Raw genomic sequence first — 17,729 nt, forward strand, 5'->3', positions numbered from 1 at the left:
GCCCCCTAGCACCGTAAGAAAACCTTACGCGGATCACCCGGGATTTGCAAACCGCCCTTTGTTCGGGCATTTTACACGGTGGTTCAGCTCAAAAGCACGGGTGTACGATCACCCGATGCGTATCGCCTTAACACCGCCGGATAGAGGATATGTTCCTGCACCAGAACGCGGGCCGCTAGGGTTTCCGGCGTGTCGCCGGCATTGATGGGAACACGGGCCTGACCCAGAATTGGGCCATCATCCAGTTCCGCCGTGACTTCGTGAACGGTGCAGCCGTGTTCGGTATCTCCGGCCTCAAGTGCGCGGGCATGAGTGTGCAAGCCACGGTATTTTGGCAAAAGCGAAGGGTGAATGTTCAGCATGCGCCCGGCCCAGTGGGTCACGAACCCAGCCGTCAAAACACGCATGAATCCTGCCAGGCACACAATATCAGGTTGAGCGTCCAGCAGCGGTTTCATCAGTTCGACCTCAAAGGCGGCACGATCACCTTTGAACGGGCGGTGATCCACAGCTGCTGTCGCGAGTCCCATGTTGGCAGCCTTTGTCAGACCACCTGCATGCGGGTCATTGGACATCACAAGACAGGGACGCGCGGGATGATCTCCGGTCATGCTATCGGCCAGCGCAACCATATTGGAGCCGCCGCCCGAAAGCAGAATCGCAACGCGTTTGTGACTCACAACAATGCGCCCGAATACCGCACGCCTGCCTCACCACCAACAGTGCCAAGCCGTGACACCGTTTCACCCGCGTCGGTCAGGACAACCGTCAGGACATCCGCCTGTTCGGCGTCACAGACGACGATCATACCGATGCCGCAATTGAAGGTCTTGAGCATTTCGGCTTCAACGATGTCACCAACCCCGGCCATCCACGCAAAGACTGGTGGCAGGGTCCATGCGGTCAGGTCAATGTCAGCCCCCATGTCATCAGGCAAAACGCGTGGCAGGTTTTCCGTAAGACCACCCCCCGTGATATGCGCCAAAGCATGTACGCCACCGTTATTTATAGCCTCAAGTGTCTGGCGGACGTACAGACGTGTGGGCGTCAAAAGGACCTCGCCCAGCGTTCCTTCGTCGAACGGACAAACATCATCCCAGCCAAGGCCCGACAGCTCGACCAGTTTTCGAACCAACGAATACCCATTGGAGTGGACACCGTCGCTGGCCAACCCCAGCAGGACATCGCCTTCCTGCACACCGTCCGGCAGAGTGGCGCCACGTTCCATCGCGCCGACAGAAAAGCCCGCCAGATCGAAATCACCTTCGGGATACATTCCGGGCATTTCGGCAGTTTCGCCGCCAATCAGAGCGCATCCGGATTTTTCGCAGCCCAAGGCAATACCTTCGATAATCCGCGCGGCGGTTTCGGTTTCCAGCTTTCCGGTCGCAAAGTAATCAAGAAAGAACAGCGGTTCGGCACCCTGACACACCAGATCGTTGACGCACATCGCCACAAGATCGACGCCGACACCGTCGACAATGCCCGTGTCGATTGCAATCCGCAGCTTTGTACCGACACCATCCGTCGCCGCCACCAGCACCGGGTCGTTATATCCCGCTGCTTTGAGGTCAAAAAGAGCACCAAATCCGCCCAGACCGCTCATCACGCCGGGTCGGCTGGTCCGTTTGGCAGCCGGTTTGATCCGGTCCACCAGCGCATTGCCCGCATCGATGTCCACGCCTGCCTCGGCATAGGTCATGCCGTTCTTGCCCGCTGTCATTGGCCCGTTCCTTCCGTCTCTGTTCCGCGCGAATTAATCCAATGTGCGCATGCATGCAACGGTCAGGCTTGACGCGACCGTGTTTCGTGATACCCAAAGCCCATGGCGGGCCTGTAGCTCAATTGGTTAGAGCAGAGCGCTCATAACGCTTTGGTTGCGGGTTCAAGTCCTGCCGGGCCTACCATTCCCCTGATTTCCGCCGAGTCTTGATGGGGACCAACAAGGGATGCGAACTCTGGTTCGTTTTTCAGCTTGCTGGTCAAACCATTCATTTCGACAGCCCAAACGTACGAAACGCTTGCGTCGGGGCTTTCACGTTTTTGCCCCAAACCCGCCTTTACCAAGTCACAGGCATGAACAACATTGGAAACAGTCGTTTATGAGTATCTGTTTCAGGCGGGACCTTGGTCCCGCCTCTTTTTCAATCCGGCGCACCTGTTCCTTCACGGAACAAGATCAACCGACCTCTCTCAGTCAGCCAAACAGCGGCCTAAGCCGCGCCGCCATGTTGATGTATGAATGCCACCAAAGCGGCAGTCGAGCCATCCTTGTCATTCGCGCTTTGCGATCCATCCACAATCGGACCCAGCGATGTCGCCAGTTCCTTGCCAAGTTCGACACCCCATTGATCGAATGAATTGATCCCCAGAATAATCCCCTCAACGAACACCCGATGTTCGTAAAGCGCCACAATCTGACCCAAGACGAACGGGGTGAGCTGCGGGTAACTGAGCGTGACCGAAGGCCGATTGCCCGGAAAGACGCGGTGGCGGGATTGGCGTTCCAGATCATCTCCGCTCAAACCGGTTGCTTGCATGCGAGCGCGGGCTTCCTCCAATGAACGACCGCGCATCAGCGCCTCGGATTGGGCCAGGCAATTGGACACCAGCAGCCGGTGATGATGCGCCAGATCGGGTTCATGTCCCCGCGCCGCGATCATGAATTCGCAAGGGATGACCATCGTTCCCTGATGGATCAGCTGATAGAACGCATGCTGTCCATTGGTGCCGGGCTCCCCCCAAACGACCGGTCCCGACGGGCCATCCAGGGGTGATCCGTCCATTGCGACGGATTTGCCGTTCGATTCCATCTCCAACTGCTGGAAATAGGCCGGAAGCCGGGACAGGCGCTGATCATACGGCAGAACCGCGCGTGTCGGATAACCGCAAATCTGATTGTGCCAGACACCGGTCAGCGCCAAAAGGACCGGCAGGTTTTGCGCCCAGGGCGCCGCACGGAAATGCGCATCCATCGCCTGTGCGCCCCGCAGGAAGGCGTCAAAAGCCTGTGGCCCAACCGCGATCATGATCGACAAACCAATTGGCCCCCACATGGAGTAGCGCCCGCCGACCCAATCTTCGAACCCGAACACATGCTCGGACGGGATACCGAATTCTGAAGTCTTGTCTTCGGCCGTCGACAACGCCGCGAACTGTCGGGACGGTTCGCCGCCGCCCTCGACCATCCAGGCCCGCGCAGTGCGTGCATTCGTCATGGTTTCAATTGTCGTGAAGGTCTTGGAGGCCACGATGACCAGAGTTGTTTTCGGGTCAAGCGGCCGCAGAGTGTCGGCGATATGCGCCCCGTCGACATTCGACACAAAGTGCGTGCGCGGGCCGTCGTGATAAGGCGCCAGCGCCAGAGTCGCCATTGCCGGGCCAAGATCTGATCCACCAATGCCGATATTGACGACATCCGTGATTTCACCCAATTCACCACGTCTGAGCGCAGTGGCGAACGACCGCATCCGGTCCAGAGTTTCACGAATCTCTGGCATAACGTCGACGCCATCCACGAAAACCGGACCACCGTCGAGATTGCGAAGCGCTGTGTGCAGAACCGCCCTGCCCTCGGTTTCATTGATTTTGGCGCCGGTGAACATCGCATCCCGCGCGCTGGCAAGGTCGCACCGGTCACACAAATCAACAAGCGCTGTGCGGACAGCAGAATCGATCAGGGTCTTGGAATAATCAAAGCGCATGTCGCCGGTTTCTGCACTAAAGTCGTCAGCGCGGTCCGGATCCTTCCGAAAAAGGTCCAGCATGTGCAGGGTGCCTTGCTGCTCGCGCAAAGCTTTCAATTCAGTCCACATTGTCGGGTGATCCTATTCTGCCCAATGTACTATCAAATCGCTCAAAACCGCCTGTATCGGCGCGTCTTCGGGCGGCAGTGTCATGGCGCGCTCAAGCGCGGTCCGTTTCTGCGCCCCAAAAATCACAAGGTGCTTGGACACCGCCCCATCCAATACCCGCGCGCTCAGGCTGACACGGGTTTCAGGCTGGTTGTCCGGATGCAACACCGACAAGATCCTTGCGTCAGGCGACAAAGCCTCGGCCAGCCCCCGCGCACCAGGAAACATCGAAGCCGTGTGCATATCGTCGCCCATGCCCAAAAGCAGGACCGAGATCGGCAATTCGGGCGCAAGCAGCGCCTCGATACCGGGCAGAACCTCATCCGGGGTCTCGGCAGGCGCATAAAGTGGCAGAAATTGAGCGGTCGATGCGCGGTTGACCAGCAACCGGCTGCAAATCAGTTGCGCGTTGGAGCGCGGATGATCCTGAGGCACCCATCGTTCATCGGTCGGAAACACATGTACCCGGTCCCAGTCCAGATCGGCAGCACACAACGCGTCGAACACCGGGCCAGGCGTGGTGCCACCCGGCACGGCCAGCGATACGGTATCTTGATGCAAAAGGGCGCTTTTCAGTTCACCCGCCAGCGTGTTGGCCACATCGATCACCAGCATATCGCGATCAGCATATTCGGTCAGTTTCATGGTTTGATCCCCTGCCACCGGCGGCCATCGCGCCGCATCAGTTCATCCGCATCTCCAGGCCCGATGCTGCCGCTTGCATAGGGTTTAGGCACTTCTCCGCGCGCCTGCCAGCCCGCGATCACCGGATCCGTCCAGCCCCAGGCCGCTTTGACCTCATCCCCGCGCATGAACAAGGTCTGGTTGCCTCGGATAACATCCATAATCAACCGCTCGTAAGCATCACCAGCCTCATTTGCCCCGGACCCCAACGCTTCGGCAAAGCTCATATCCAGCGGCACATCGATTAACCGCATACCTCCGGGGCCCGGTTCCTTGATGGTCACCTTCAGCGTTATCCCCTCGTCCGGTTGCAACCGAATCGACAAAACATTGGCGTGACGCCCGGCTTCGGGTCCGAAAATTGCATGCGGCGTGTTCTTGAACACCACGTTGATGACAGACGACCGCGCCACCAAACGCTTGCCTGTGCGCAGATAAAACGGCGTCCCTGCCCACCGCCAGTTGCTGACATGACACTTCAACGCAACATAGCTTTCAGTTGTTGATCGCGGCTTCCCGACCTGAGCCCGATATCCGTCCTGCATGTCTTCGTTCGCTGCCTCATATTGGCCACGCACGATATGATAGGGTTCAACCGGATCCAATGCCCGGATCACCTTGAGCTTTTCATCACGGACTGCGTCGGGATCGAACTTGGCAGGCGGTTCCATCGCAATCAGACACAAAAGCTGCATCAGATGGTTCTGCACCATGTCCCGCATCGCGCCTGCATAGTCATAATACGCTTCGCGCCCGGCAACACCGATGGTTTCGGCCACGGTGATTTGAATGTGATCCACGTACTGGCTGTTCCAGAGCGGTTCAAACAGCATATTGCCGAACCGGACTGCCATCAGATTCTGGACAGTCTCTTTGCCCAGATAATGGTCGATCCGATAAATCTGGCTTTCGTCGAAATGCGCGGCCAATGCTGCGTTCAGCGCATTTGCGCTTTCCAGATCGTGCCCAAATGGTTTCTCAACCACGATCCGGGTCAGATCATTTGCCAGACCATGATCGTGAAGCCGCTGAGCAAGTTCCCCGAAAAGGTGCGGTGCGACCGAAAAATAGAACGCTCGGACCCGTTCGGGCGACAGAAAATCATTCAGTCTGGCCCAGCCGTCGGTTCGATGGGCATCGATCGGTACATACCGGACACAGTTCAAAAACGCGTCGATCTGGGATTTGTCGGACGTGCCATCCAGCGTTTTGGCAATCAGGTCACGATAATCGGCATCGGTTAACTCGGATCTGGCGACGCCGATAATACGGGCTTCGCGCGGGATCTGACCGGCACAGAAGCGGCGAAACAAGGCTGGCAGGATCTTTCGCTTGGCCAGATCACCTGTGCCACCAAAAATCACAAGGTCGAAAGGGTCGACCGGGATTACGCGCGATACCATGAATTGCCCCTGTTTAGTCGCGCCATCTTATCACACTTCATACATGTTAGCGCAAACATAACTTATAGTCCTAGCAGAATCACAACTGTGTCAGGCGGCATTCACCGGCTTTATCTTACAGGCTGCTCAGGTTAAATCATCCGGACAAATCCCTATACGGACAAGGAAAATGAAGGACCACAGCCCTCACACTGCAAATATCGGAAAGTTTCAGGACAGATTCGTGACAGCCGACGGGCAAACACGGGCATCTGTGGCTTTGACGGATCCGAAGACGCTGTGGTTCAACACCGGAACCCTTTGCAACATCACCTGTGCAAATTGCTATATCGACAGCAGCCCAACCAATGACGCGCTGGTGTATATCACGGCGGATGAGGTTGAAGACTTTCTTGACCAGCTAGCAGCCCGGCGCTGGCCGGTGACCGAAATCGGATTCACCGGGGGTGAACCGTTCATGAATCCCGACATTATCGACATGGCCGAACGCGCTTTGTCGCGTGGGTTTGAGGTTCTGATCCTGACCAACGCCATGGCGCCGATGATGCGGCCAGCCATGCAGACGGGCTTGCAAGACCTTGTCGCCAGGTTCGGGGCTAAACTGACCTTGAGAATATCGGTCGATCACTACAGCCAGAAGCACCATGACGAAGAACGCGGCACTGGTAGTTTCACCAAAACCCTCAAAGGCATGGAATGGCTAAGGGATGCGGGTATTCGCATGACCGTGGCGGGGCGAACCCTGTGGCATGAAACCCAGGAAGACGCGCGCGCGGGATATGCTGCGCTTTATGCCAGTCATGAAATCGACATCGATGCAGACAACCCGGCCGACACAGTTCTGTTTCCGGAAATGGATGATACCGTCGAAGTGCCCGAGATCACGACCAGTTGCTGGGGCATCCTGAACAAGTCGCAGAACGACGTGATGTGTGCCTCGTCCCGTATGGTCGTGAAACGTAAAGGAGCTGATGTTCCGGCGGTGCTGGCCTGCACGTTGCTCGCTTATGCGCGTGAATTCGAATTAGGAACGACCCTGGAACAGGCCGAGGCCGATGTGCACCTGAACCACCCCCACTGCGCCAAGTTCTGCGTTCTGGGCGGGGCCAGCTGTTCGGCCTGATCCACGCGTTTTTGGGTTTGCGGAATTCCGTTCCGTCATGCGGTATTGGCAGCCTGTGATTTCCTGTCTACGCTCCCCCTTGACCAGAGTCGCCGCAGCGGCCGGTTTGGGAGGAGACACATGTTCAATAAACGCAGGGTTGCCCCGCGCCTATCGGGGTGGGCGCAATGACCGGTATGAGTTTTGACAAAGCCGCACAGCACGTCATCGACACGGTTCCCACCTTTGCGGTGACCGAAACCAAGATACGGGGCGTGACCCAAAAGGTCTTTGCCAACACCCCCGCCCATCTGCGCGATCTGTTGTTGTCCAGCCGCGCCGCGCAAGGCGACGGCGCCGCCGATTATCTGGTGTTCGAAGGTCAACGCTGGAGTTTCGACGCTTTTTGCGAAGATGTCCGCCGCATGGCAGATGCTCTGACCACGCAGCATGGCGTCACGCACGGAACGCGCGTTGGCATTGCAATGCGCAACTGCCCCGAACTTCTTATCGTGATGATGGCAACCGTCTCGGCCGGTGGTGTTGCCGTCATGCTGAATGCGTGGTGGACCACTGAAGAGCTGGAGTACGCACTCGGCATTTCGGATCTCCACCTGATCTTCGCGGATGGGGATCGGATTGAGCGGCTGAAACCGCTGAAGGCTGACCGGCAATTGACGCTGATCGGTGTTCGCGATGGAGACGGGGCTTCGGATCAAAGCTTTTCGGACCTGATGGCGCAAAGCACGTCAACCGGCTGGCCCGATGTCGACATCGACACTGATGACGATTTTGCCATTATGTTTTCGTCCGGGACGACAAGCCACCCCAAAGGCGTCGTGTTGACCCATCGCGGCGCGATCAATGCTGTTTTTTCGTGGTTGATGCAGTTTCATATGGGACCGTTGGTCAACCCACCTGCCCCGGATGCCCCTGCGGCGCCGCGCCCGTGTGCGTTGGTTGTAACACCGCTGTTTCACGTCACGGCCTCACATCCTTTGTTCCTTCTCAGCCTGCCCGCCGGGGCAAAGATCGTAGTCATGGGAAAATGGGACGCCAAAGAAGCCGTGCGCCTGATCCGGGATGAACACGTCACCCGGTTTCTGGGGGTGCCCACACAATGCGCCGACCTTCTTGCGGCAGCCAAGCGCATGGGTGAACCACTGGATACGCTGGATTACATGGGCTCGGGTGGGGCCAAACGCCCGGCGGCCCAGGTTCATGAACTTGCCGAAGGCTTTCCAACAGCCGACATCGCGACAGGCTGGGGCATGACCGAAACCAACGCCCTTGGTATTGGACTGTCCGGTGACGATTACCTTGCCCAACCCGGATTGGCCGGACGCCTGCATCCGCCTGTTCAGTCGTTGCGGTTTCTCGATGATGACGGCAACGACGTACCCCGGGGCGACATTGGCGAGATCGCGGTGAAAAGCCCTGCGATCATGCGGTGTTATTTGAACAAGCCCGACGCTACCGACGAAGTGCTGAAGGATGGCTGGCTCAGAACCGGCGATCTGGGCCAGATCGATGCGGATGGCTTGGTCACCATCGTTGACCGCAAAAAGAATATCGTGATCCGTGGCGGCGAAAACATCGCGTGCCTGGATGTGGAAGGCGCATTGCACCGTCATCCTGCGGTCGCCGAAGCCTGCGCATTTGCTGTGCCACATGACCGGCTTGGCGAAGTCGTCGGCGCAGGTGTACAGACCCGTGATGGGGCCGAGCTGACAACCGAAGATCTGCAAGCGTTTCTTCGCGAGCATATCGCGCATTTCAAGATCCCGGATCACATCTGGATACAAGACGATCCGCTTCCGCGCGGAGCGACAGACAAATTGGACCGCAGGACCCTGCGTGCCAGATGCCTGCAGACTTTGGCCGCTTCGGACCAATGACCAAACATTAAGAAACAGGAACAAGCCATGAATTTATTTGACCTTTCCGGAAAAGTTGCGGTTTTGACCGGCGCATCGAAAGGGATGGGGCTGGAAATGGCCACAGCCCTTGCTGAACACGGTGCAACGGTAGTGATATCCGCCCGCAAGCAAGACCAACTGGACGCCGCAGCTGCAGGCATCAACGAAGCTGTGGGGGCCGACCGGGCCATTCCGGTGGCCTGCAATGTTGGCCAGAAAGAGCAACTGGAACATCTTGTGGCGGCCACAAGGGACAAGGCCGGGCCAATTGATATCGTTGTCGGGAATGCCGGTGTGAATCCCTATTACGGTCCGACCTCGGACATCCCGGACGATGCTTATGAAAAAACAATGCAGGCCAATGTTCAGGCCAATCTGTGGCTGGCAAAGCTGGCCGTGCCGGACATGATTGCCAAGGGCGCCGGATCGATGATGTTCACCTCGTCCATCGGCGCATTCAAACCGTCGGTCATGCTGGGTACTTATGGCATGTCCAAGCTGGCTCTGATCGGCCTGGTGCGCAACTTGGCGGCTGAATTTGGCCCCAATGGTGTGCGGTTCAACGCGATCTGCCCGGGCCTTGTGAAAACCGATTTCGCCCGCGAACTATGGGACAATCCCGAGGTTGCCGATCGCATCATGAAAGACATTCCGCTGCGCCGGTTGGGCGAACCCGAAGATTTCCGGGGATTGGCCGTCTATCTTGCCTCGGACGCAAGCCGCTATATGACCGGACAGGCGCTGACCGTCTGTGGCGGTTCGAACATGTGGGCCTAAGGAGCAAACTATGGACCTGAAAGACAAGATCATCGTTGTTACCGGTGCTGCAAGTGGTATCGGAAAAGCCATGGCGATCCGCTTTGCGGCTGAAGGGGCGAAGGCTGTCGTTTGCGCCGACCTGAACCTTGAAGGCGCGCAAGCCACCGCCGATGAATGCGGTGGCGTCGCCATGGCCTGCAATGTCGGCATCGAAGCCGAAATCGCGGACATGATTGAGAAGGTGGAAACCGAGGTCGGCCCAATTGACCTGTTCTGCTCGAACGCGGGCATTCTGGTCGCCGGGGGCGTCGAAGCTCCGGATGAAGACTGGCAACGGATCTGGGATATCAACGTGATGTCACATGTCTGGGCCGCCCGTCATCTGGTGCCGCGCATGACCGAACGTGGCGGAGGGTATCTGCTGAACACGGCATCGGCGGCCGGGCTTCTGAACCAGGTTGGGGCCGCGCCGTATGGCGTGACCAAACACGCAGCGGTTGGATTGGCCGAATGGCTGTCGTTGTCTTATGGCGATCAGGGGATCAAGGTATCCGTGCTGTGCCCGCAAGCCGTCCGGTCCGAAATGACCCGGGGGCACGAGGATGGTGTGGCCAGCATTGATGGCATGCTGGAGCCCGAACCCGTGGCAGAAGCCTGTGTCGAAACCATTCGCAACGAGACGTTTCTGGTTCTGCCGCACGCGAACGTTCTGGGGTACATGCAATTTAAGGCTGACAACTATGACAAATGGCTGGCCGGCATGCGCAAGCTGAATCGGACTTACGGCGACAAGTTGTAAACCTGACGCGCGGTGCCCGCGAACAGGGCATCGTGCGCCGCACCGTCATAGCGCTCGGCGATTTTTTTGAAGCCATTCCACAACACATGATACCCGATCCCGGTGCGGTCTACCGGGAAATTGCTTTCGAACATGCAGCGCTCCGGGCCGAACATATCTACCATGTGGTGGTAATAGTCGCCCTGCGCCGCAACGAATTCATCCGAGGTCGGCGGGCGTTCGGCCAGATGCCAGCCCCAGCCATTGTCGGGCATCGTCAACCCACCCAGCTTTGCAAAAACATTCGGGCATTCGGCCAAAGCCGCCATGTCCTGTTTCCATTGTTCAAAGATTTCGTCCCGCTTTCCGGCGAACCGTCCCACGCCAAGTGGTGTGCCGAAGTGGTCAAGAATGATTGTCGTACTCGGAACGGCCTGCACCATGTCCAGAAAATCTGCGGCCTGATGGTGATAGTGCCATGTGTCATAGGTCAGCCCACGCTCACCCAAAAGCGCAAGACCCCGGCGAAAATCGGGATCAAGGTACTGCCCCGGTACGCCACGCGCCGGGATAGCCAATGTCTCAGGTTCGGGATCAAAGGCGCCGGAGTGCCTGATGCCGCGCAGCAGCCCCTGCCCGGCCTTAAGATGCGCGTCCAGAACTGCGTTCAGATCGGGATTGCGTAAATCTGCATGGGCAATGATGCCCGACAGCCGGGCCTTTCCAGGGGGGCAGCTTTGCGCCATTTCGGCTACGGCGCGGGTTTCGCCCACCGGTGCGAAAAACGGATCGGCATCGGTGTCATAATATTCCCGACACTCGATAAACATGGTCTGCACCACGTTGTGCCCCGATCCGGTATCGTCCCGAAGTCGGTCCATCTCATAGACCGAGGCCGCGCGGGCCCACAGATGGTGATGCGGATCGACGATCTCGCGCTCGGGGTCGATGATGTCTTCGCGCACCTGCGCCAGCCAGTCGTCACGCTGGTCCATGCCCGGCGTCCAATGTGATGAAGCATAGCTCATTTGCGGCGCGGCCGGATCAGCCCCTCTTGCGCGACCGAGGCGACCAGACGTCCATCCCGGCTAAAGACCTTGCCTCGGTTAAACCCACGCCCCCCACCGGTGAACGGCGCATCCATTGCGTATAGATGCCAGTCATCCAACTGAAGCGGCGCGTGAAACCACATCGCGTGATCCAGACTGGCGGTCATCGCAGCGCCAGTGAACCAGGTAATCCCGTGCGGTCGCAGGGACGACCCCAGAAGGTTCATGTCAGACGTATAAGCCAACAGGATGTGCTGCAATTGCGGGCTTTGTCCGGCTGCTGCATCCGTTCGCATCCACATGTAATTCACGTCGCTGGATGGTTTCGGTGCAAAAGGCTCTGGCGGGTCGATTTCGCGGATTTCAACCGGGCGCACCCGCAGAAATTCGGCCCGAAACTTCTCGGGCACCTGATCGATATACTTGTCCCGCAGTTCAGCGCGGCTGGGGATCCCTTCTGGCCCGGGCACATCAGGCATATCATGTTGAAAATCCCAACCGTCTTCCTGAACATGGAAAGACGCCGCCAGATTGAAAATCTGTTTGCCGTGCTGGATGGCAACCACGCGCCGTGTGGTAAAGCTGCCGCCGTCGCGGGCATTGTCGACCTGATAGATCACCGGGATGGACGGATCGCCCGGGCGGATGAAATAGGCGTGCAACGAATGGCACAAACGGTCTTCGGGAACCGTGCGATAGGCCGCTGCCAGCGATTGCGCGATGACCTGACCGCCAAAAATCCGGGTTGTCGTCTCGCCGCCTGACCCCAGACCCCGAAACAGATCGACTTCAAGCCGTTCAACATCCAGCAAAGTCAGCAATTGTTGGGCGATATCGTTCATCTGATGCGCAGTCCTGTTTGGGCCATCTGGTCAGCCGCGTTGGGCGGCATAGGCAATGAAAGTGTCAAAGCTATCGGGGTTCGCCATCGAATCCCGGTTCACAACTTTTTCTGGGTCCCCCCCCAAAAGCAGCTTTTTCACCGGGACTTCCAGCTTTTTCCCGGACAATGTCCGCGGCACTTCTGCGATCTGAACGATCTCATTCGGAATGAAACGGGGGGACACACCTTCACGGATTGCCGCGTTGATCCGCTCTTTCAGCGTTTCATCCAGTGCCACGCCGTCGGCAAGCACCACGAACAGCGGCATGAAACTTTCGCGACCGAGGAATTCAAGATCAACAACCAAAGCTTCCAGCACTTCGGGCAGACCTTCGACCATCTTGTAGATCTCGGAACTGCCCATGCGCAGCCCCTTGCGGTTGATCGTTGCATCGGACCGTCCATAGATCACGGCCCCGCCCTGGGGCGTGATTTCGATCCAGTCGCCATGGCGCCAGACCCCGGGATACGTGTCGAAATAGCTGTCATGCAGGCGCGATCCGTCCTCATCGCCCCAAAAACATAACGGCATCGACGGCAGAGGTTCAGTACAGACCAGTTCGCCCACTTCGCCAATCAGATCGTTGCCGTCATCATCATAAGCGCGAACGGCATTGCCCAACAGCCGACACTGCATTTCGCCGGCGCGCACGGGTAACATCGGGTTACCCCCGACGAAGGCCCCCGCCAAATCCGTACCGCCCGCCACCGGTGCCAGCCAGACGTCCGGCTTGACGGCGTCATAAATCCATTCATATCCATCGTCGGTCAGCGGCGATCCTGTCGTAGCCATCGCGTGCATTGTGCCCAGATCGACTGCGTCAGTGGGACGGATACCCGCCTTTATGCACACAGTGACAAAAGCCGCGCCGACCCCTAGAAACGTCACCTTTTCATCTGCCGCGACCTGCCAAAGCGCCATCATGTCGGGATGATGGGGGGCACCATCGAACAGCACGATTGTCGCGCCCTGCCCCATCGGAGAAAACTGCGAATTCCACATGATCCAGCCGGACGACGTCAGCCAGCAATACCGGTCATCGGCCTGCATGTTCTGATGCAGCGAATGTTTGGCCCCTTCCAGCAGCACGCCGCCGTGCCCATGCACAATGGGTTTGGGGTTGCCTGTGGTTCCGGACGAATACACCACCCAAAGCGGGTGATCGAAGGGCACTGGTGTGAATTCGGGCTCGGCGTCCAGTCCGATCAGATCGTCCCACGCGACCTGACCTGCGGGCAGGTCCCCGACGACCGGCTCCATCACACGATGCTCCACAGACGGAAGCCCGTCGAAAATCGTCTCAAGAACCGCGCGTCTGTCAATCATCTGGCCCGCATGGACATACCCATCTTGCGTGATGATGACCTTTGGAGCGATCTGTTGGAACCGGTCCAGGATCGCGACATGACCCATATCCGGCGCGCAAAGTGACCAGATCGCGCCGATGCTTGCGGTCGCCAGAAACGCAACCAACGCCGTTTCGGTGTTTGGCAAGATTGCGACGACCCGATCCCCCTGCTTCACTCCCATCTGGCGGAAATGAGCGGCCACACTGGCAACCTGCGCCGCCAATTCAGCCCAGGACAATTCGCGCCGCCCAAAGGTTTCAGACCGCAGAATGACGGCAGTGCGATCAGGTGTCTTAAGAGACTGGCGTAGCATCGCCTGAGCGAAATTCAGCTTTGCGTCGGGAAACCATACTGCGCCCGGCATTTTGCGCTCGGCCAGGACCAGGTCGCTGTCCTGATCCAGTGGCAGTTCAAAAAACGCAACGATCGACTCCCAAAAGGCATCGGGTTCAGCGACGCTCCATTCCCACATCTTGTTGTAATCACCGAAAGACAGGCTTTGGGTCGCCTCAAGCCAGCGGACATACCGCGCCATGCTGGATGACGCGGCATAAGTGGCCGACGGCCGCCACAAAACTGGACGCGACTCGGTCATGTGACTGTCGCCCCATGCACCAGCGCCTTAAGTTCGGACCGGGCCGGATAGGAACTGGAAGGCGACAACTGGGTGAAGAATACCACGCTCATGTCCATTGCCCTGTCGACCCAGAAAAAGGTCGACGCCATGCCGCCCCAGCTGAAATCACCGACGCTGCCGGGGCTTCTTGCCCGTCCGGGATCCAGTACAACAGCCCCGCCCAAACCAAAACCCATCCCCTCCATCGGTTGTTCGGCAAAGCTTTGTGGCCCCATCGAGGCGATATCGCCCGGAAGATGGTTGCGCATCATGAAGTCCAAAGTCTTTGGCGACAGCAGGCGACCGCCATGGCAATCACCGCCACGGCACAGCATTTCCGCAAAGGCCATGTAATCATCAATGGTTCCCACCAGACCACCGCCGCCAGAGTACATCGTCGCGTTCTCGAAGGCGGATGACCCGGCCTCATCCGTCAGGCGCAAGGTTTCGCCGCCGGTTTTGGCAGAGTTCAGGTCCATCGCGTCGCCTTCCAATGGAGTATAAAGCGATGCAAACCGGTCGCCTGTGCCTTTTGGGACCGAAAACGCCGTATCCGTCATGCCCAAGGGGGCAAAGATTTCGGTTTCAAAAAATTCGGCAAGCGTCTTTCCCGACACCACCTCGGCCACGCGACCCAGAATGTCGATGGAGACAGAGTATTCCCAGCGAGACCCGGGGCGAAAGGCCAGTGGAAGTTCTCCAAGACGGTTGGCCATGTCTGCCAACCGCCCCTGACGGGGGCCAAAGATGATCTTTTCGCTGTCCATTGCCTGACTCAGCAGGCCGGGGTTGAACGGATAGCTCAGACCGCTGGTATGGGTCAGCAATTGATGGAGGGTCGGCGTGGCGCAAGGTTCGGTCTGATCGATCCGTTCGGCACCCGGCACCAGCGCAGTCATGTTAGAAAACGCAGGAATGAATTCAGACACAGGCGCATCAAGGTGGAAAAGCCCCTGCTCGGCCAACATCATGATTGCGACCGAGGTCACCGGCTTGGTCATCGAATAGATACGTGCAACCGTGTCCCGCTGAAACGGCAATCCGGCAGCTATGTTGCGCTGGCCGGTGGTGTTGAAAAACACCTCTTCCCCGCCGCGCCGGATCAGAACCGAACTTCCCGGGTATTTGCGCTGCGCCACATACCGATCCTGCCAGACGGCCACCCGGTTCAGACGATCAGGATCGAAACCCTGTTTCGCACGCTCGATGTTCATTTGCCTGCTCCCTCTGCCGTCAGGACGGCGTATCATTCCCGGCCAATTTGCGCCCGCGCGCCGTGACCCGCTCCCGGCCTTCGGCCACGTCCTTGGTCGAAACGGTTGCGATATGGTCATCGAACACAGCCGCCTCGCGCGTCATCGACGCAGACAGCGACAGTTCGGCGCTGATACCAATCAGATCGCGAATCTTGGTCATTGTCGAGCGATCGGTTTCGCAAATCTGGCGCGCAAGATGTCTGGCCCGATCCATCAATTGGTCGGCGGGCACGATTTCGTTCGCAAGGCCCCAATCATAGGCCTTGGCCGCATCGACAAATTCGCCCGTCAGACTCATCTGGCGGGCCCGGTTGATACCGATCAACCTGGGCAACACTTGCGTCATCCCCCAGGACGGCGTGATACCAACCCGCGCATGCGTATCGGCGAAAACAGCCGTGTCAGAGGCGATGATGAAATCGGCCAGCAGCGCCAGTTCAAGTCCGCCAGTTATTGCAAATCCGTTCACCGCCGAGATCACCGGATGTGGGCAGGCGTGCACCGCATCATACAGGCTGGCTCCGCCATGCCAGTCAAAATTCTGAATAGCATCAGGAGATTGCGAGATCTCCTTAAGGTCCACGCCACAACTGAACGCTCGCCCGGCCCCTGTCAGAATGATGGCCCGGACGGTATCATCGGCCGACAACTGTTGAAACGCATTCTTCAAAGCATCGACCAGCGCGGCCGACATTGCATTCAGGGCCTCGGGTCGATTTAGAGTGATCTCAGCCACCGCGCCATCGCGGTGCACAAGAATGGCGGTATCCGTCATCAGAGTTCCCTTCAGCCAAGCATGCGCTGCATCGCAGCTTTGGTTTGCGCGTTGAACCAACCACTTTCCGACCCGATGGCACCTTGCTTCATCGCCGCTTCGATCCGCGCAATCGTTGGACCCCGCAGATTATGTTTGATCGACGCATAAGCCAGCGACGGCAACTGCCCAAGGATGCGCGCCTCAGCAACCGCGCGGGTCAGAACATCTTCACCTTTGGGAACCAGAACATCCACAATCCCACGGGCATGGGCCTGTTCAGCGTTGATTGGCTGTCCGGTCAACAAAAGCTGGCGGGCCGTGTTCTGGTCCAACGTTGCCATGGCAATTTCCATCGGCCCCACAGGCAGATCTGCCCCGACGCGAACTTCGGCAAGCCCGAAAGCCGCGCGTGGGCCCGCCACCCGCAGGTCGGCGCCCAGAACAAAGAATAACCCGCCCGCAATAGCCGCGCCTGCCACGGCGGTCACAACTGGCTTCGGACAGGCGAATAACTTCAGGAAATCCCGGTTCAGCGCTTCGACGATTGCCTTTTGGGCGGCCAGATCAAAACCCTGCGCCTCTTTCAGATCAAGACCCGCGGACAACACCTTGAAATCGCTTGAAATCAGAATGGAACCAACAGAATCATCCGCCGTCAATTCATCAATCATGGTGCCGAACTCAGCCAGAAATCCCGGGCTCAACGCATTGACCGGAGCCCGGTTCAAAACGATCCCTGCAACTCCATCACCGTGATCTTTGCGGATCAAAAACTCTTCGCCCATGTTTACGTCCTTAGTCGGTTTCGTTCAAACTGCAGGTCAGGGCCGATGTCGGCTGCAACGTCGCGGGCGCCGATTGGCTCGCCACAATCCGGGCAACACAACTGCGGCTCCATTTCAGCACCGCACCCTTTGTGGGTCAGGCGGACCGAATAAGGCCGTCCCAACCATTTGTCGCCCCACGCCCTAAGCGCCATAATCATGGGCCACAAATCACGGCCCTTTTCGGTCAAAACATACTCAAACCTCTGCGGATGATCGCAATAAAGACGTTTGCGCAAGATTTCGTCCTGACACATTTGCTTCAGGCGCTGGCTGAGCAGGTGCGGGGACGCGCCCGTCTGACGTTGGAAATCTTCGAACCGACGGGTGCCCAGGAAGCTTTCGCGCAGGATCATCAACGTCCACGGATCCCCCACACGCTCGACCGCGCGAGACAGCGAACAACTGGATTTGGCAAGATCCGCGCGGCTCACGTTGACTCCCTTCAAAATCTGAAGCTACTGTAGATCAACCAAGGAAGAAATGTCAATTTTC

The 17,729-nt window shown here is 58.2% G+C and carries 16 protein-coding genes and 1 tRNA gene; 5 read left to right on the forward strand and 12 right to left on the reverse strand.

Annotated elements, in window-relative coordinates; genetic code table 11:
- Positions 1–83: 83 nt before the first annotated feature.
- Entirely contained in the window at positions 84–680 is a 597-nt protein-coding gene (gene purN / locus FOY56_RS09415; protein WP_146345580.1) for a phosphoribosylglycinamide formyltransferase, read from the reverse strand.
- Positions 677–1,723 carry a phosphoribosylformylglycinamidine cyclo-ligase gene (purM, locus tag FOY56_RS09420; RefSeq protein WP_146345581.1) on the reverse strand — a complete coding sequence of 349 codons (1,047 nt, stop codon included), beginning with the start codon at positions 1,721–1,723 and terminating at the stop codon, positions 677–679. Before purM ends, purN begins: the two co-directional genes overlap by 4 nt.
- A 107-nt stretch (positions 1,724–1,830) precedes the next feature.
- Between purM and FOY56_RS09425 the strand changes: the two genes are divergently transcribed.
- Positions 1,831–1,907, forward strand: a tRNA-Ile gene (locus tag FOY56_RS09425).
- Positions 1,908–2,213: 306 nt separating this feature from the next.
- Here FOY56_RS09425 and pgi read toward each other — a convergent pair.
- The 3 genes from pgi to zwf are packed head-to-tail and all read right to left on the reverse strand — an operon-like array spanning position 2,214 to position 5,941.
- Entirely contained in the window at positions 2,214–3,815 is a 1,602-nt protein-coding gene (gene pgi / locus FOY56_RS09430) for a glucose-6-phosphate isomerase (protein ID WP_146345582.1), read from the reverse strand.
- Between the two features lie 12 nt (positions 3,816–3,827).
- Positions 3,828–4,499, reverse strand: coding sequence for a 6-phosphogluconolactonase (gene pgl, locus FOY56_RS09435; protein ID WP_146345583.1), 672 nt, complete (start codon positions 4,497–4,499; stop codon positions 3,828–3,830).
- Positions 4,496–5,941 carry a glucose-6-phosphate dehydrogenase gene (gene zwf, locus FOY56_RS09440; RefSeq protein WP_146345584.1) on the reverse strand — a complete coding sequence of 482 codons (1,446 nt, stop codon included), beginning with the start codon at positions 5,939–5,941 and terminating at the stop codon, positions 4,496–4,498. The genes pgl and zwf overlap by 4 nt, the downstream gene beginning before the upstream one ends.
- A gap of 169 nt (positions 5,942–6,110) precedes the next feature.
- Between zwf and FOY56_RS09445 the strand changes: the two genes are divergently transcribed.
- From FOY56_RS09445 to FOY56_RS09460, 4 genes are all read left to right on the forward strand, one after another.
- Positions 6,111–7,064: a radical SAM protein gene (locus tag FOY56_RS09445; protein ID WP_146345585.1), complete on the forward strand. Its 954-nt coding sequence runs from the start codon at positions 6,111–6,113 to the stop codon at positions 7,062–7,064.
- 167 nt (positions 7,065–7,231) lie between these two features.
- Entirely contained in the window at positions 7,232–8,941 is a 1,710-nt protein-coding gene (locus FOY56_RS09450) for a class I adenylate-forming enzyme family protein (RefSeq protein WP_146345586.1), read from the forward strand.
- A 27-nt stretch (positions 8,942–8,968) separates the two neighbouring features.
- A complete protein-coding gene (locus FOY56_RS09455; RefSeq protein ID WP_146345587.1) occupies positions 8,969–9,739 on the forward strand; it encodes an SDR family NAD(P)-dependent oxidoreductase in 771 nt (256 codons plus the stop codon).
- A gap of 10 nt (positions 9,740–9,749) precedes the next feature.
- Positions 9,750–10,520, forward strand: a complete 771-nt coding sequence (locus FOY56_RS09460; RefSeq protein WP_146345588.1) for an SDR family oxidoreductase — start codon at positions 9,750–9,752, stop codon at positions 10,518–10,520.
- On the opposite strand, the gene FOY56_RS09465 is transcribed toward FOY56_RS09460, so the two are convergent.
- The 7 genes from FOY56_RS09465 to FOY56_RS09495 are packed head-to-tail and all read right to left on the reverse strand — an operon-like array spanning position 10,502 to position 17,668.
- Positions 10,502–11,494 (reverse strand): amidohydrolase family protein, encoded by a 993-nt coding sequence (locus FOY56_RS09465; RefSeq protein WP_146345589.1) that lies wholly within the window; start codon positions 11,492–11,494, stop codon positions 10,502–10,504. The genes FOY56_RS09460 and FOY56_RS09465 overlap by 19 nt on opposite strands.
- Before the next feature lie 29 nt (positions 11,495–11,523).
- Positions 11,524–12,390, reverse strand: coding sequence for an acyl-CoA thioesterase (locus FOY56_RS09470; RefSeq protein ID WP_146345590.1), 867 nt, complete (start codon positions 12,388–12,390; stop codon positions 11,524–11,526).
- 30 nt (positions 12,391–12,420) lie between these two features.
- On the reverse strand, positions 12,421–14,376 hold the full coding sequence (locus tag FOY56_RS09475) for an acetoacetate--CoA ligase (protein WP_146345591.1): 1,956 nt from the start codon (positions 14,374–14,376) through the stop codon (positions 12,421–12,423).
- The gene (locus tag FOY56_RS09480; protein WP_146345592.1) at positions 14,373–15,611 is read right to left on the reverse strand and encodes a serine hydrolase domain-containing protein; all 1,239 of its coding nucleotides are present in this window, start codon (positions 15,609–15,611) and stop codon (positions 14,373–14,375) included. The genes FOY56_RS09475 and FOY56_RS09480 overlap by 4 nt, the downstream gene beginning before the upstream one ends.
- Positions 15,612–15,630: 19 nt before the next feature.
- Complete coding sequence (locus FOY56_RS09485; RefSeq protein WP_146345593.1) at positions 15,631–16,428, reverse strand: enoyl-CoA hydratase; 798 nt, start codon at positions 16,426–16,428, stop codon at positions 15,631–15,633.
- A gap of 11 nt (positions 16,429–16,439) precedes the next feature.
- Entirely contained in the window at positions 16,440–17,195 is a 756-nt protein-coding gene (locus tag FOY56_RS09490) for an enoyl-CoA hydratase/isomerase family protein (RefSeq protein WP_146345594.1), read from the reverse strand.
- A gap of 2 nt (positions 17,196–17,197) precedes the next feature.
- Entirely contained in the window at positions 17,198–17,668 is a 471-nt protein-coding gene (locus FOY56_RS09495) for a winged helix-turn-helix transcriptional regulator (protein WP_222434970.1), read from the reverse strand.
- Between the last annotated feature and the right edge of the window lie 61 nt (positions 17,669–17,729).

This window comes from Falsiphaeobacter marinintestinus, from assembly GCF_007923355.1.
GTDB classification, from domain to species: Bacteria; Pseudomonadota; Alphaproteobacteria; order Rhodobacterales; family Rhodobacteraceae; genus Phaeobacter_A; species Phaeobacter_A marinintestinus.

Bases quoted from the DNA above. Each gene is read 5' to 3' on its own strand.
- FOY56_RS09445 (WP_146345585.1), top strand. From the start codon at position 6,111: ATGAAGGACCACAGCCCTCACACTGCAAATATCGGAAAGTTTCAGGAC.
- purM (WP_146345581.1), bottom strand. From the start codon at position 1,723: ATGACAGCGGGCAAGAACGGCATGACCTATGCCGAGGCAGGCGTGGAC.
- FOY56_RS09455 (WP_146345587.1), top strand. From the start codon at position 8,969: ATGAATTTATTTGACCTTTCCGGAAAAGTTGCGGTTTTGACCGGCGCA.
- FOY56_RS09460 (WP_146345588.1), top strand. From the start codon at position 9,750: ATGGACCTGAAAGACAAGATCATCGTTGTTACCGGTGCTGCAAGTGGT.
- FOY56_RS09475 (WP_146345591.1), bottom strand. From the start codon at position 14,376: ATGACCGAGTCGCGTCCAGTTTTGTGGCGGCCGTCGGCCACTTATGCC.
- zwf (WP_146345584.1), bottom strand. From the start codon at position 5,941: ATGGTATCGCGCGTAATCCCGGTCGACCCTTTCGACCTTGTGATTTTT.
- pgl (WP_146345583.1), bottom strand. From the start codon at position 4,499: ATGAAACTGACCGAATATGCTGATCGCGATATGCTGGTGATCGATGTG.
- FOY56_RS09485 (WP_146345593.1), bottom strand. From the start codon at position 16,428: ATGACGGATACCGCCATTCTTGTGCACCGCGATGGCGCGGTGGCTGAG.
- FOY56_RS09480 (WP_146345592.1), bottom strand. From the start codon at position 15,611: ATGAACATCGAGCGTGCGAAACAGGGTTTCGATCCTGATCGTCTGAAC.
- FOY56_RS09450 (WP_146345586.1), top strand. From the start codon at position 7,232: ATGACCGGTATGAGTTTTGACAAAGCCGCACAGCACGTCATCGACACG.
- FOY56_RS09465 (WP_146345589.1), bottom strand. From the start codon at position 11,494: ATGGACCAGCGTGACGACTGGCTGGCGCAGGTGCGCGAAGACATCATC.
- FOY56_RS09470 (WP_146345590.1), bottom strand. From the start codon at position 12,390: ATGAACGATATCGCCCAACAATTGCTGACTTTGCTGGATGTTGAACGG.
- pgi (WP_146345582.1), bottom strand. From the start codon at position 3,815: ATGTGGACTGAATTGAAAGCTTTGCGCGAGCAGCAAGGCACCCTGCAC.
- FOY56_RS09490 (WP_146345594.1), bottom strand. From the start codon at position 17,195: ATGGGCGAAGAGTTTTTGATCCGCAAAGATCACGGTGATGGAGTTGCA.